Origin of the sequence: Clostridium sp. YIM B02555 (genome assembly GCF_022320955.1) — a bacterium.
GTDB lineage: Bacteria > Bacillota > Clostridia > Clostridiales > Clostridiaceae > Clostridium > Clostridium saccharoperbutylacetonicum.
Genome location: NZ_JAKJJY010000003.1, coordinates 177,499 through 192,979 on the forward strand (window position 1 = coordinate 177,499; position 15,481 = coordinate 192,979).

Below are 15,481 nucleotides of genomic sequence, written 5' to 3' on the forward strand. Positions count from 1 at the left end.
AATCATGGCTAAAAAAGAGAGTTACGAAGAAATGCTAATTAAGCTTCAAGAAATTTTGAATAATTTAGAAAATGATGAGTTGAATCTAGAAGAGTCTATGAAGTCTTATGAGGAAGGTGTTAAACTCATAAATAAGATTTATAAAGTACTAGATTCATATGAGGCTAAAATTTCTATAATTAAAGAGGAAAAAGAAGTGGAGTTTAATGATGGAGATGGAGATAAATAATCTAAAGCAAGATATCGATAGTTATTTAAAAGATTACTTTATAAATAAAGGTACATACAATAAAGTTATATATGATTCGTGCAGCTATAGTTTAAATATAGGAGGAAAACGAATAAGACCTATATTGTTAGCTTTAACTTATTATATATACAAAGAAAATTATAATAAAGTTATTCCAATGGCAGCTGCAATTGAGATGATACATACTTATTCATTGATTCATGATGATTTACCATGTATGGATGATGATGATTTACGAAGGGGTCAACCTACAAATCATATAAAATTTCAAGAAAATATTGCAGTACTTGCAGGTGATGCATTATTAAATGAAGCTATGATAATTATGATGAAATTTGCTTTGGAAAATAAAGAAAATTCATTATTAGCAGCCCATGAAATAGCTGCTGCTGCTGGAGCAGAAGGTATGATAGGTGGTCAGGTTGTTGATATTGTTTCAGAAGGAAAAGAAATTTCTAAAGATGAGTTAGAATATATGCATGCAAAAAAAACAGGTGCTCTCATTAAAGCATCAATAGTTGCAGGCGCTATTTTAGCAGATGCACCAAAAGATGACTTGGAAATGTTTGAAAAATATGGAGAGAAGCTTGGTTTAGTATTTCAAATAAAAGATGATATTTTAGACGTTGTTGGTGATAAGAATAAGCTAGGAAAAAATACACATGCAGATGAAGAGCATAACAAAACCAATTTTATATCAGTTTTTGGATTAGAAAAGTGTATTGATTTATGTGAATCATTAACTGAAGAATGTATAACAATTCTTAATAATTTAAGTGTTAATGCTGAATACTTAGTAAATTTAACGTATAATCTTTTAAATAGAGAAAATTAACAAAGGGAATGAGTGTAATGAAATTATTGAATAAATTAAACTTCCCAGAAGATTTAAAAAAACTTAATGATGATGATTATAATATACTAAGTGATGAAATCAGGGGATTTTTAATAGATAGTGTTTCCAAAACTGGAGGACATTTGGCATCTAATTTAGGTGTTGTAGAGCTTACTTTAAGTTTGCTCAAAGTATTTAACTTTGATAATGATAAAATAGTGTGGGACGTTGGACATCAAAGTTATGTATATAAGATTTTGACTGGTAGAAAAGATAAGTTTGAAAAACTTAGACAATATAATGGTATGAGCGGCTTTCCAAAGAGAAATGAAAGTAAATACGATTCTTTTGATACTGGACATAGTAGTACTTCAATATCTGCAGCGCTTGGAATTGCAAGAGCAAGAGATTTAAAGAAAGAAAAATATAATGTGATTTCTGTAATAGGAGATGGAGCTTTAACTGGTGGAATGTCAATTGAAGCGCTCAATGATGTTGGATTTAGAAAGACAAAGATGATTATTATATTAAATGATAATCAAATGTCCATATCAAAAAATGTTGGAGGATTGTCTAGGTATTTAAATAAGCTTAGAATAGATCCAAGTTATAATAAATTGAAAACAGGTATACATGCATCGTTAGATACTTCAAATTTAGGAAAAAATATAGCAGGAAAGATATCTAAAGTTAAAGATAGCATTAAACAGCTGGTGGTTCCTTCTATGTTTTTTGAAAATATTGGAGTAAAATACATTGGCCCAATTGATGGTCATGATATTGCTTCTATGACAGAGGTGTTATTAAAAGCTAAAGAAATTAATGAACCAGTTATAATTCATGTTTTGACTCAAAAAGGAAGGGGATATACTCTAGCAGAAGAAAGTCCAAGTAAATATCATGCTATAGCTCCTTTTGATCTTGAAAGTGGAGAGCTAAATGTTTCACCTAAAAATAATTATTCAAAAGCATTTGGGAAGGCATTAGTAAATTTGGGAGCTAAAGATGACCGAATAGTAGCAATAACTGCAGCTATGCCAGAAGGAACTGGACTTAAATGTTTTTCAGAGAAATACAAAGAAAGATTTTTTGATGTAGGGATTGCAGAAGAGCATGCAGTTACCTTGGCGGCTGGGATGGCAAGTAATGGGCTAAAACCTGTATTTGCAGTATATTCGACTTTTTTACAAAGGGCGTTTGATCAAATTTTACATGATGTTTGTATTCAAAATCTCCCTGTAGTATTTGCAATAGATAGAGCTGGAATAGTTGGAGAGGATGGAGAAACTCATCAAGGCATTAATGATTTATCATACTTATCCATGATTCCCAATATACATATAGTTGCGCCAAAGTGTTTAGAAGAAGTTGAAGTTTTATTGGAATGGGCTTTAAATAAAAATGCTCCAGTTGCTATTAGATATCCTAAAGGTGGAAATATTATTAATAATCTTTCTCCAATAAAGGAAGTTGAAGAAGGCAAATGGGAAATAATAAACAAGGGTTCTAAAGTATGTATAATTGCAACAGGTAAGATGGTTCAACATGCTATGATTGCAAAAGATATACTTTATGAAAAAGGAATCAATCCAATGGTAATAAATGCTACCTTTATTAAACCAATTGACAAAGATTTACTAGAAAATATTAAAAAAGAAGGATATAATATTCTAACTATAGAAGATAATATTTTAAAGGGTGGATTAGGGTCTGCTATTAGAGATTATTTAATTGAGACAGATTATAAAGGTACGATTAAATCACTTGGATACAAGGATGAATTTGTTTCACAAGGCAGCGTAGAAATATTATATAAAGCATATGGATTAGATTGCGATAACATAAGTAAGGTTGTTATACAGCTTTATGATTAAAAGGAGATACACATGGCAGAAAAAAAAGAAAGACTTGATTTACTTTTAGTTGAAAAGGGCATAATTACTTCAAGAGAGCGAGCAAAAGCATGCATCATGGAAGGAAAGGTTTATGTTGATGGACAAAAAGTAGATAAGGCAGGAGAAAAAGTAAGTGTTACTGCTAATATAGAGTATAGAGGAGAAACTTTAAAATATGTTAGCAGGGGTGGACTTAAATTAGAGAAAGCAATGAATACTTATGAGCTCTCATTAGAAGATAAAGTTTGTATGGATATTGGAGCATCTACTGGCGGTTTTACTGATTGTATGCTTCAAAATGGAGCAAAAAAAGTTTTTTCAGTTGATGTTGGATATGGACAGTTTGCATGGAAGCTTAGAACAGACGAACGTGTAGTTTGTATGGAAAGAACTAATATAAGATATGTTACCCTAGAAGATATAGGAGAACCTTTAGATTTTGCTTCAATTGATGTATCTTTTATATCATTAAAGAAAATAATGCCAGCAACTTTAGGCCTTTTAAAAGATACTGGTGAAGTTGTTGCTCTTATAAAACCACAGTTTGAAGCTGGACGTGAAAAAGTTGGTAAAAAAGGTGTTGTAAGAGAGGCAAGTACTCATAAAGAAGTAGTTCATAATATTGTTGATTTTCTTTTGGAACAAAACCTTAATGTATTAGGAGTAGGATATTCTCCAATTAAGGGACCAGAAGGAAATATAGAATATTTAGTTTATTTTACAAAGGATCAAAATAAAGAAAGTAATTTTAAAAAAGAAGATATAGATACAGTAGTTGAAGCATCACATGTAGAAATTTAACTTCTTTTGGAGGGGCTATGAATAATATTGGAATTGCTATTAATCCATCAAAGGATAAAGACGATAAAATATTAAAAAGAGTTGTTAATAAATTTAAAAATAAATTTAATTTAAATGATATTTCAGTTTTTAATTCATTTGACATAGGTGAACAAAATTTAGAGGATATTGATTTACTTGTGGTATTAGGTGGGGACGGAACTTTATTAGGAATAGCACGCTCCCTAAATGAAACTTTTCATGGACCAATTTTAGGCATAAATATAGGTAATTTAGGATTTTTATCAAGTGTTGAAATATCAAACATTGATTTTGCTTTAAACAAGCTTTATGAAGGTAAATACAATGTTGTAGATAGAATGATGTTAAATTGTATAGTCGAAGATGAAAATACAAAAGAAGAAGTTACAGCTTTGAATGATATAGTTCTTGCAAGAGGAACCTTGTCAAGAATGGTCAAATTCACAATATTTGTTGATGGCAAAATATATACGACTTTTAAAGGTGATGGACTCATTGTAGCTACACCTACAGGTTCTACAGCGTATTCTTTTTCAGCTGGAGGTCCATTTATATCTCCAGAGTTAGAGCTTATTACTATAACACCTATATGTCCTCATACCAAGAGTATGCAGACTATAGTATTAAGTGGTAAAAGTATGGTTGAAATATTTGCTGATCATGATGAAGAAAAAATATATTTAACAGTAGATGGGCAAAAATCAATTAGAATTACTCAAGAAACATCTGTAAAGATAAGTAAAAATAATAAGAATTTTAAATTACTATTATTTGATGATTACGACTATTTTAAGGTTTTAAGAAGTAAAATATTAAATAATTCTAAAGAATGTGATGGTGATAAACTATGAAATCAAAAAGGCATACAAAAATACTAGAGATTATAGGCTCGAGAGAAATAGAAACTCAAGAGGAATTAGCAGAAGCATTAAAAAAAGAAGGCTTTGATGTAACACAAGCAACTGTATCTAGAGATATTAAAAATTTAAAATTAATAAAAATTCAAGCTTCAAGTGGAAAGTCAAAATATGTTGTTTCAGCTGGAGAACAAAAAAATATTATAGATAGATTAAGTAATATCTTAGTTAACACAGTACTTTCAGTAGAAAATGTAGATAAAATGGTAGTTATTAAGACTATTACAGGTTCGGCACCAATTGCAGCTGAGGCGATTGATAATTTAGAAAGTGCTGATATTGCAGGGACAGTAGCGGGAGACAATACTATTTTTATTTTAGTTAGAAGTGTAAAAAGTGCTGAGGACTTAGTAGAAAAAATAAGAAAAAGAATGTCATCATAGGAATAAGGTGGGATTATATGCTAATTCAATTAAATATTAAAAATTTTGCACTAATAGAAGAGATGACCATAAACTTTAGTGAAGGGTTTAATATACTATCAGGAGAAACAGGCGCAGGAAAATCTATTATGATAGATGCAATAGACTTTGTACTTGGTGGAAAGTTTTATAAAAATCTTATTAGAACAGGTGAAGATAAGACTTATGTAGAAGCTTTATTTACGCTTGAAAAGTCTAGAGTTTATGAAGTTTTAGAAGAATTAGATATTGAATATGAGGATTTATTGATCATTTCAAGAGAAAGTCATGTTAGTGGAAAAAATTTAATCAAAGTCAATGGAAAAAGTTTAATAACATCGCAGCTTAGAAAAATAAGAGTAAAACTTTTAGATATACATGGACAACATCAAAATCAAGAACTTTTACAAAGAAATACGCATATTTCATATTTAGATGGATTTGTAGGAAATGAAATAATTGCCCCATTGGCTAGGTTTAGTGAATTAAGAGAAGACTTAATGGGTGTAAGAGAAGAAATTAAAAGAATTTGCGGTAATCAAGATAGGGAAAAGCTTTTAGATTATCTAAAATTTCAAATAGAAGATATAGAAAAAGCAAAGTTAAAGCCTGATGAAGAAGAAAATTTAAAAGAAGAATATAATATTTTAGCTAATGCTGAAAAGATAAATAGTAGTTTATCTGTATCCTATGGAATATTAAGTGGAAATGAAGATGGAAATGTAATAGATTCAATTTCAAAGATAGTTCAAGAATTATCAAGTGTAGAAAATCATTTTGAAAAAATTAAAAAGAATAAACAAGCCATTGAAGAAGCTTTTTATGCCTTAGAAGAAGTAAGTCACGAAATAAGAGACATGGTTGAAGATGTAGTTTATGATCAAGATGCTTTGGATAAAGTAAATGCTAGAATTTATGAAATAAACTCGTATAAGAAGAAATATGCTCCAAGCATTCCGGAAATTTTAAATTATTATGAAAAAATAAAAAAAGAACATGATGAAATAATAAATTCAGAAAAGATAATACAAGAATTAGAGCAAAAAGAAAAAGAAATATTATCAAAAATGGAAGAGCAGGCTTTAATTATTCATGATATTAGAATAGATAAAAGTAAGTATTTAGAAGAAAAAATCTTAAGAGAACTTGCGTTTGTTGGATTAGAAAAGTCAAGGATGGAAATAAGTGTTTTAAGACAAGATGAGTTTAATGAAAAAGGTTTTGATGAAGTTGCTTTTTTAATCTCTACTAACCCCGGCGAACCACTTATGCCACTAGAAAAGGTATTATCTGGTGGAGAGTTATCAAGAATAATGTTAGCATTAAAATGTGTATTTGCAGAAAAAGATGAAATACCAACTTTAATCTTTGATGAAATAGATACAGGAATTAGTGGAGCAGTTGCACAAAGAGTTGGAGAAAAAATGTATCAATTATCTAAAACTCATCAAATTTTATGCATAACTCATTTACCACAAATTGCAGTGCTGTCCGATTATCACTATTTTGTCATGAAAAATGTAAAAAATGATAAGACCTTTACGGAAATAAAGATTTTGGAAAAAGAAGAAAAAGAACTTGAGATTTGTAAAATGCTAGCAGGTGATGAAGTTACAGAAGCTACATTAAACAATGTTAAAGAAATGATAAAAATAAGTGAAATTAAAAAAATTGAAATTAAAAAATAAATACATATAAAGAGTAAAATTGGTAAAAATAAAACTATGTGATACATAGTTTTATTTTTTTATTCTTTAAGAATTTATAATGAAGTAAAATCTGTGGAGAATATATGAAAAGGCTATTTAACTGAGTTACGTATAAGAAAAGAATAAAAAAACAAATCATATTCGCCTGCATAAAATGTTCTCATATGTAGCATAGCTGCCATTTTTAATGTGCAGAATTTTCTCACATGCGTTCGAAAAAGGCAGATGCGTAAAAAAAATTTATTGTATGAAAGAGATAAAATAATTGTATTTTTAAAATTTAGTATAAGCTATTTTTTTTGTCTATAATAACAGAGTTCTTATAGGATAGTAGTTTAATTAAAAGGGAAAATTAAAATTAGTAAGCAGAAGGAGGAGATAAACATGAAGAAACTATTTATATATACAACTAGCTTGATTATTACTCCAATACTTATTTTAATTTTAATGACCTTCATTAATTTAAGTAAATTACCAGATAAGATTTATACTAAAGATGAAAAAACGGTTCAATCATTAGCTCCAATCGGAAATACAATAAATAAGGTTAAAAATGAAAAAAATCAATATGAAATTAAATTTTTAGGAATGATTTCTTTAAAATCATTGCAAGTTGAAAAAATTAAAGATATTGAAATATATCCAGGAGGCAATCCTATAGGTGTAAGGGTAAATAGTCAAGGAGTTTTAGTAGTAGGATATTCAGAGATAGAAGTTGATAATAAAAAGGAAGAAAGTCCTGGTAAGGCATGTGGGCTTGAAATAGGAGATGTGATATTAAAGGTTAATGGAGAAGATATGGAAAATTCCTTAGATCTGCTAAAAACAATTAAAGAATGTGATAATGGAAATATAAAAGTTGATTTATTAAGGAATGGAGAGAATATTACAAAAAATGTACATCTAATAAAAGAAAATAATAAAGATTATAAAATTGGATTATGGATTCGAGATTCAACTGCTGGAGTTGGGACAATGACGTTTTATGACTCTAATACAAAAAAGTTTGGAGCATTAGGACATCCAATAACTGATTGTGATACAAATGAACCCTTTTTAATTAAGAAAGGAGATTTGTTAGAATCATCAATAATTAGTGTAAGAAGAGGCGAAAGAGGAGCGCCAGGAGAATTAAAAGGAATATTTTTGCATGAAGACAATCCAACTGGAAAAATCGAAAAGAATACGCAAAGTGGAATATTTGGGGAAATAGTAAATTCTGAAATGATAAAAAAATACTCGAAGCCGTTAAAAATTGGATTTAGAGATGAGATTTCTTTAGGTAAAGCATCAATAATAACAACAATTGATGAAAATGGACCTCAAGAATTTGATATAGAAATAGAAAAAGTTTTAAATCAAAGCACAGCAAATTCAAAGAGCATGCTAATTAAAATTACTGATCCAAGGTTATTGCAAAAAACAGGAGGAATAGTTCAAGGAATGAGTGGTAGTCCTATAATTCAAAATAACAAGATCATTGGAGCTGTAACTCACGTTCTTATAAACAAACCAGATACAGGATACGGAATTTATATAGAATGGATGCTTCAAGATGCAGGAATAATAAAATAATAGTTTAGGTGGAGTTAAATTTCCACCTAAATTATTATTTTATGCCATTTTATACATTGTAGAAAAAGCAATATAAATATATAATAAATATATAATAACTTATTTATTGATAACAGAGGAAAATATAGTTACATATTATTTAGAAAAAATACTTTTAAAGTATTTTTTAGGAATAGTATTTACTTTTGGTTAAAAAAAGTGTATAATTTACAAATAGTGGAAGATAAATACATTATTAAACTTAACTCTATGAAATATTTAAATTATTACCAATATATTTGTAATTGTTAAATTTAAAGGAAAAGGTACATACCCTAAAATATTCTAAAATATTATTCTATAATTAAGAAAAAGATATATTTTATAATATTTGAATAATTATTAAAGGGAAAATTATGGGGTAAGAAAATTTATCAAAATATAAACATAATAAATGAATGGACAAAAGGAGAGAAAGAAAGATGGAAGATTCAAAAATATCTGTACTTATTGCCGATGATAACAAAGAATTTTGTAGCATTTTAAATGATTACTTATTAAACCAAAAGGATATCGTTGTCACTGGTATTGCAAAAGATGGTAGAGAAGCCTTAGATTTGATTGTAGAGAGAAAGCCTGATTTAGTTATTCTAGATATAATTATGCCTCATTTAGACGGACTAGGAGTTTTAGAAAAATTAAATACAATGAATTTAGAAAAAGTTCCAAGAATAATAATACTATCTGCAGTTGGGCAAGATAAAATAACTCAACAAGCTATAACTCTTGGTGCAGATTATTATACTGTAAAGCCTTTTGATATGGAAGTATTCACTAAGAGAATAAGAGAAATGTTCAATGGGGCTCCAGCGCAAGAATCTAATGTTAGAGCAAGTTCATATATGCAATCACCAGTAATGACTTCTGGTGAACCAAAATCAAAAACACCAGTAGATTTAGAAACAGAAATTACTAATATCATACATGAAGTTGGCGTTCCAGCTCATATTAAAGGTTATATGTATTTAAGAGAAGCTATAACTATGGTAGTAAATGATATGGAGCTATTATCAGCAGTAACAAAGGAATTATATCCTTCAATAGCTAAGAAGTACAATACAACAGCTTCAAGAGTAGAAAGAGCTATAAGACATGCAATAGAAGTTGCATGGGGTAGAGGACAAATAGATGCTATTAATAGACTATTTGGATATACTGTTCATACAGAAAAGGGTAAACCTACAAATAGTGAATTTATCGCTATTATCGCTGATAAATTAAGACTTAAGAATAAGGTTAGCTAGGTCTATTTTACTGGGTTAGAGACTATGTAACATTTACAGAGTAGGGCAACCAATATGATTTTATACCTACAAATATAAATTTTCTTTAATAAGACATCACTTAATCAGTTTGTGAAAAATTGATTAGGAGGTGTCTTATTTTTTATGCCAAGAATTACTAAACGAATTTATGATTTTGAAGAAAGTATTAATGATTTTATGATTTATTGTACAAACAAAGATTTAACTAAAAAGACTATGAAATCTTATGAAAGTACATTAAAACTATTTGCTAAATATTTGTCTGATGAAGCTAACGTATTTACGCCGCTTGAGGTAACATCAAAACAAATAAAAGAATATTTAGAATTTACAAGATCAAAAGGAAAATACTCATATGTTGTAGATAGTGATTCACTAAAGTATAACAATCCAAGTGCAAGAGGAGATTTTGGAAAACAGGTTTCGATGTATACGGTGAATAACTATTTGAGAAACATTAAAGTATATTTTACATGGTTATATGACAATAAGGTAATTAAGAGTAATCCAGTAGTGCAAATTAAGGCTTATAAGCACAGCAGAAAGCCTAAAAAGGAAATAAAGGATGTTGACTTTAACAAAGTATTAAAGTGCCTAGATTTGACCTCTTATGCAGAATATAGAGACTATGTTATTTTACAACTATTGCTAGATACGGGTATGAGAATTGGAGAGACTTTAAATTTGCGAACAGAAGATATATTAATAGATAAAAAAGCTATTTTCATTCCTAGTGAGATAACAAAAGGTAGAAAAGATAGATATGTCTTTTTTAGCACAATAATGCAAAATATATTAAAAAAGTGGATTGATTATAAAGAAAGATACTTCGATTCGGAGTATGTGTTTACTAGTTCGAGAGGTTCTAATTTTAATATAATTAACTTTGAGAAAAATTTGAAAAAATATTGTATGAGAGCTAATCTTGCAGAATCGATAACTTGTCACCAAATTCGTAATAACTTCAGTAAAAGATTTTTATTATCAGGTGGAGATATTTTTATATTATCTAAAATTTTAGGGCATTCAGATGTTCGAGTAACTCAAGAAGCATATTTAGATGTCACAGATGAGGATATTAGAAAAAGTTATGTTAAATTTAGTCCATTGGAAAATATGAGAAAAAATTAATATTAAATCAAATAAAAAGTAGCAAAGTATTACCAGTACCTTGCTACTTCCAAACTACAATTAAATATAGTTTTATTAATCTTATTGATACTTCAAAATACCAGTAGACCATATGTTAAGTTTATTGTATTTGAAAAATTTTGAAGTGTCAATAGGCTTGGTATCATATTGTCAAAAATACAATATGTAAGTTGTACAAGCACCATTACAACTATAAATAATATTGGTAGGTTACATAAAGCCGATGCAGTAAAGTTTATGGGGAGCAATTACCTTAGAGCCAATGCCCAAAGGCTTTATAATTAGGGTGGTGAAATAACAATTGATGCTACTTACATATGGACAGGGTTGTTAGTGTCTAGTAACAATATGTAAGCTTGTTGATGAAACTCGTAAACAGACTCAACAATGATAAAGTCGTGAAAAATCGGCTTTCTTATATCCAAAATCTGAAAATTCCTCAACAATATCAAGTACAAAATCATAAGTCAAGCTTAACTTTTAAAATTATTTAGTAAATTTCAAGTCTTTTATTTAGAAGTATCTCAAATAGAAACTATCTAGTGCATTATGGATTACAAACCACTTGTTATAACGCTTTTTACATAAGCTACATATAAGCAAAGTAAGCATAAAAATTCTTAATAATTAGATATTATACAATATTAATTATTTATATTTATATTTTTATTGGCTTTGTTAGTGGTGTCACTAACATTTTTGACAAACCCCACATTAAACCTACAATATCTAAACTCTAAGTACTATAAAGGTTATTTGAAACTTATTTTAATATTTTGATTATAGAATCATTCTGGATAATAATACATAATATTGAATTTTATAATAAATAGGTATATAATAGGTAATACAATAATAAAAAGGAAGGAATGAAAAGAATATGAAAAAAACAAAAATAGAACTATTGGCAGTTGTAGCAATCTTAACGACTGTAATTGGGACAACTTCTATTCCTGCATTTGCAACTACAACTACTACAAATGGGACTTTAATTGAATCTTCTATTAAAAACAATACACTAACAAAAGATTCTTATATTTCATGGTTTAACGAAAAAATAAAAAAATCTACTGGAAGTGAAAAAGCTGATTTAAAAACTGCATTAAGTCAATTTAAAGCATTAACAAAAGAAAAACAAGATAAATTTATTGAATATCTTAACAATCCAGAAATTATGTCTAATGCTATTAAGACTGCAAATAATGCTGTAAAACAAGAGGTTAAAAAGTCATCTTTATCTTCTCTTAATAGTTCAAGTCAATCAACATCTAATAAGGTTTTTAAATATAATGACGATATAAAAGTTACAGTAAGTTCAAATGTTGAAGATACTGATAAGTCAAATAAAAGTAATAGTATTAGTAAATCATCTTATGGAGATGCTCAAGAACATAAAGTAACAGGAACATATAAAGATGCTATCACACTTTTTGATGTTGATGTTTTTCAAGCCATAATATGGGTGAAATATACTCATAATGGTGATGAAGTTTTATCTGTAGATGATGGTAACGCATATACAGGAAAAAATTACAGTCCTCTTTTAGATACTAATTGGAGTGATGTATCTTTAGATTATAATTCACAAAAAGCATGGGCTACATCTGATGTTACATTTAGTCTTATATGGAAAGGGCTAGGAGTTAAATATGGAAGTGCTGAACTTGGTGTACAGGGAGATGTTAACAAAAACATTGAAGGTTGGACAACTCCCCAATAATTATGTTAGAGGTGATTTGAATATTAAATAATAAAATAAAGAAAGTAATAAAATATATATTATTTTTAATACTTATTATAATTATTTGCTTATGGATATTTAGTATACTTATTGCGAAAAAATTTCTGTCATAATAGTATTATATCAAAAATCTAATTAGCGATTATTAAATAAAGGAACAGTAAGAAAATTCTCTTACTATTCCTTTATTTTTATATTATAGTAGGCGTCTCAACGTTGGGACAGTTTAAAATATTTGCACTACTTGATTTACCGATTGAATCACGTGAAGATTTTATATCTCAATCACATAAAATAATTGGACAAACTAAAACAGTTGATGAAATGACAACTTTAAATATCAATAAAATTCTTTAGGTTTAAAGGTCTTAATTTTATTAAAAATTATCTCGCTGAGATTTGAACGTATTCGCTTATATTCCTCGTCTGAATCTATCATGAAACATGGTGGAAAATTAATTCTAATGCTGTTAAAATTAATATGAAAATAGGTTTCGACATTATAACCAGTATTAAGAAATCCGAATAAATTAGCGACTTGCATACTTATTTCTAACATCAAATTATCTAAATAAGTTAAGAATTTTCTATCTTTAATTATAAAAATACCTAAATCTGATACAATTATATTTATATGCATTACATGGTATTGACCAATATGAATATGAACTTCTATATCTTTTCCTGATAATATACCTCTAAATATATATGAATTTGTAGTAGCAAATGATAGTTCAAGTTTTACATCGGAATTCATGAATAACACTCACTTTCAAAATATTTTATTTTTATATTCTCCATTTTAAATATAATTAATACACTTTATCCATTTGATTTAAAAAATTAGGAAAAAGTTTCCACTATTCTTCTTAATAAACTCTTTCTATACTATCAATAATACTAATGATAAAGGAGAAATGTAAATGAATAAAAATAAAGGCAAAACACTAGTGAGAGTAATTAATGTAAAAAAATTCAATGAAGATATGAAGTTAATAGAAAAGTATTCTGACTTAATAAGAAAAGTCATTGGAGACATAATAAAAGAAAAAGATTTTTATTTTGAGGATTTGCAAGAATGTCATCGAATTGCAAGCTTTATATTAGGATATTCCAACATAATTCAAAAAAATGATTTGATATCAGCACGTAATTATTTGCGGACTGGTATTGCTAATGGCTCTACAATTTATATACGTCATAATATAAGTAAAGAATTAAAAGAAATACTAGATGGTGATAAATTTTGGAGTTATAGTATTGATAAGACTAAATAACTATATTATTCTATTAAGACTACCTAAATGGTGGTCTTTTTTAATATTTAATAAACTCTTTGGTTATAATTATTTAAATATTTTTATGTAATTTAAAGGATATTTTGTAATTTTATCGAAATATAAAAATAACTAGTGAATTTGCTGGTTAATATTTTTATGGGAGAGTGATATTATAATGAACAAAGATATTAAAGATATTGATAATATATTAGAAGAATATGGTCAATCAATACCAGTACCGATAGAATTGTTGATAAACCCAAAATACAATAAAGATGGTGATCCTGATAGATTGAGACATAATGATGCTATATTATATGGTCTTCTTTCTGCGTTGCCAAAAGAAAAAGATAAAGACGGTAAAGAGTATGTTGCTATAACTGGAGAGAAAATTTCAATAGTTGTAGGGACAACAAATAGTGTATCCACTAGAATGTTGAAACAATTAGAAAAATTTGATTTAATTGAAAGAGATATAAAACGTGGACAACCACAAAAAATATATGTAAAAGAAATTATAAAATAGAAAAGAGATAGTTTTATGAACTGCTTCCCGTCAAGTGGACAATTAAAAAAACAAAAAATTTTCTGCCAGTGGGTCTAACCTGCTGGCAGTTTTCATGCTGCATGTAAATATATTTCATGCTTTTCCATTGGTGTTAATACACCAAGATTTCTCTGCAAGCGTATATTGTTATAGTAATCAATATATTCTTCAATCATCAGAGATATAAGGTCGAATAATATACTAATTACAAATGATGGTGTAGTAAAAATAATAGATTTTGGATTTGGTAAAAATATTAAAAATAATTCAAAAGAGGATGCTAGCGTTATTTTAAAATGGCCAGTGAGTGAGATGCCTGATGAAATTTTAGATTGGAAATATACTAGTAAAACAGATATGTATTTTTTAGGAAAACTATTTAAAAAAATATTAGATTCAAATAATATGAAGAATTTTAAATATAATTATATAATTGAGAACATGATTAAAGTTAATGAGAAAGATAGAATTGATTCATTCATTGCAATTAGAGAGAAGATAAATAAAAGTATAATTGAAAATATTATGATAGATGATTATAAGAAAGAAATATATATGTATTTTGCAGATGGATTGACAAACATAATAATTGAACATGAAAATAATTATCAAGAATATGAAATGGATTCAAATATTATTCTAAAAAAGCTTGAAATAGTGCTAGAAGAAAGTATTTTTGAAGACTTGATTCAAAATAATGAAGATTTAATTAAATGCTTTATTAAAACAAATTTTAAATATACTAATTCAGAAAAAATAGGAATATCAGTCGTTAAAGACTTTTATGACTTAATGAAGAAATCTAATACATATGAGCGAGAATTGCTTTGTAGGAATATAGTATCAAGATTAAGAACAATAAAGGTAAATGATGATTATGATATGCCATTTTAATTTTTAGTACAAGTTAAGACCTAATTATTTCTTCTATTTTTATGCTAAAAATTTGCATTAGTTGCTTTTATAATATATAGATTATAAAGAATATTAGTTAGTTCAAATACTTCTAATTAAAATAATGCAAAGGTAAATAAATAGGTGGGTTCACCAGTT

At 27.7% G+C, this 15,481-nt stretch carries 16 protein-coding genes; 15 read left to right on the forward strand and 1 reads right to left on the reverse strand.

Annotated elements, in window-relative coordinates; all coding sequences use genetic code 11:
* Window positions 1-4 precede the first annotated feature (4 nt).
* The 12 genes from L3B98_RS06430 to L3B98_RS06485 all read left to right on the forward strand — a co-directional run bounded on the left by L3B98_RS06430 (window position 5) and on the right by L3B98_RS06485 (window position 12,958).
* Window positions 5-229, forward strand: a complete 225-nt coding sequence (locus L3B98_RS06430) for an exodeoxyribonuclease VII small subunit (protein WP_015392830.1) — start codon at window positions 5-7, stop codon at window positions 227-229.
* Entirely contained in the window at window positions 216-1,085 is an 870-nt protein-coding gene (locus L3B98_RS06435; protein ID WP_026106393.1) for a polyprenyl synthetase family protein, read from the forward strand. The genes L3B98_RS06430 and L3B98_RS06435 overlap by 14 nt, the downstream gene beginning before the upstream one ends.
* A 17-nt stretch (window positions 1,086-1,102) precedes the next feature.
* Complete coding sequence (gene dxs, locus L3B98_RS06440) at window positions 1,103-2,959, forward strand: 1-deoxy-D-xylulose-5-phosphate synthase (RefSeq protein WP_238916004.1); 1,857 nt, start codon at window positions 1,103-1,105, stop codon at window positions 2,957-2,959.
* Between the two features lie 12 nt (window positions 2,960-2,971).
* Window positions 2,972-3,781, forward strand: coding sequence for a TlyA family RNA methyltransferase (locus L3B98_RS06445; protein WP_238916005.1), 810 nt, complete (start codon window positions 2,972-2,974; stop codon window positions 3,779-3,781).
* 17 nt (window positions 3,782-3,798) lie between these two features.
* Entirely contained in the window at window positions 3,799-4,653 is an 855-nt protein-coding gene (locus L3B98_RS06450; RefSeq protein WP_015392834.1) for an NAD(+)/NADH kinase, read from the forward strand.
* Window positions 4,650-5,102, forward strand: a complete 453-nt coding sequence (locus L3B98_RS06455; RefSeq protein ID WP_238916006.1) for an arginine repressor — start codon at window positions 4,650-4,652, stop codon at window positions 5,100-5,102. The genes L3B98_RS06450 and L3B98_RS06455 overlap by 4 nt, the downstream gene beginning before the upstream one ends.
* A gap of 17 nt (window positions 5,103-5,119) precedes the next feature.
* Complete coding sequence (recN, locus tag L3B98_RS06460; RefSeq protein WP_238916007.1) at window positions 5,120-6,808, forward strand: DNA repair protein RecN; 1,689 nt, start codon at window positions 5,120-5,122, stop codon at window positions 6,806-6,808.
* 405 nt (window positions 6,809-7,213) lie between these two features.
* Window positions 7,214-8,404, forward strand: coding sequence for a SpoIVB peptidase (gene spoIVB / locus L3B98_RS06465; protein ID WP_077362842.1), 1,191 nt, complete (start codon window positions 7,214-7,216; stop codon window positions 8,402-8,404).
* A gap of 461 nt (window positions 8,405-8,865) precedes the next feature.
* On the forward strand, window positions 8,866-9,687 hold the full coding sequence (gene spo0A, locus L3B98_RS06470) for a sporulation transcription factor Spo0A (RefSeq protein ID WP_015392838.1): 822 nt from the start codon (window positions 8,866-8,868) through the stop codon (window positions 9,685-9,687).
* 144 nt (window positions 9,688-9,831) lie between these two features.
* A complete protein-coding gene (locus L3B98_RS06475; protein ID WP_238916008.1) occupies window positions 9,832-10,839 on the forward strand; it encodes a tyrosine-type recombinase/integrase in 1,008 nt (335 codons plus the stop codon).
* Between the two features lie 901 nt (window positions 10,840-11,740).
* The gene (locus L3B98_RS06480; protein WP_238916009.1) at window positions 11,741-12,580 is read left to right on the forward strand and encodes a hypothetical protein; all 840 of its coding nucleotides are present in this window, start codon (window positions 11,741-11,743) and stop codon (window positions 12,578-12,580) included.
* A 237-nt stretch (window positions 12,581-12,817) separates the two neighbouring features.
* Entirely contained in the window at window positions 12,818-12,958 is a 141-nt protein-coding gene (locus tag L3B98_RS06485; protein WP_238916010.1) for a hypothetical protein, read from the forward strand.
* Here L3B98_RS06485 and L3B98_RS06490 read toward each other — a convergent pair.
* On the reverse strand, window positions 12,942-13,358 hold the full coding sequence (locus tag L3B98_RS06490; RefSeq protein WP_238916011.1) for a hypothetical protein: 417 nt from the start codon (window positions 13,356-13,358) through the stop codon (window positions 12,942-12,944). The genes L3B98_RS06485 and L3B98_RS06490 overlap by 17 nt on opposite strands.
* Before the next feature lie 166 nt (window positions 13,359-13,524).
* On the opposite strand from L3B98_RS06490, the gene L3B98_RS06495 reads away from it, so the two are divergent.
* The 3 genes from L3B98_RS06495 (at window position 13,525) to L3B98_RS06510 (ending at window position 15,322) form a co-directional block, all read left to right on the forward strand.
* Window positions 13,525-13,878: a hypothetical protein gene (locus L3B98_RS06495; protein ID WP_238916012.1), complete on the forward strand. Its 354-nt coding sequence runs from the start codon at window positions 13,525-13,527 to the stop codon at window positions 13,876-13,878.
* Between the two features lie 178 nt (window positions 13,879-14,056).
* On the forward strand, window positions 14,057-14,407 hold the full coding sequence (locus tag L3B98_RS06500; protein ID WP_238916013.1) for a hypothetical protein: 351 nt from the start codon (window positions 14,057-14,059) through the stop codon (window positions 14,405-14,407).
* Window positions 14,408-14,611: 204 nt separating this feature from the next.
* Window positions 14,612-15,322 (forward strand): protein kinase, encoded by a 711-nt coding sequence (locus L3B98_RS06510; protein ID WP_343073649.1) that lies wholly within the window; start codon window positions 14,612-14,614, stop codon window positions 15,320-15,322.
* Window positions 15,323-15,481: the final 159 nt, after the last annotated feature.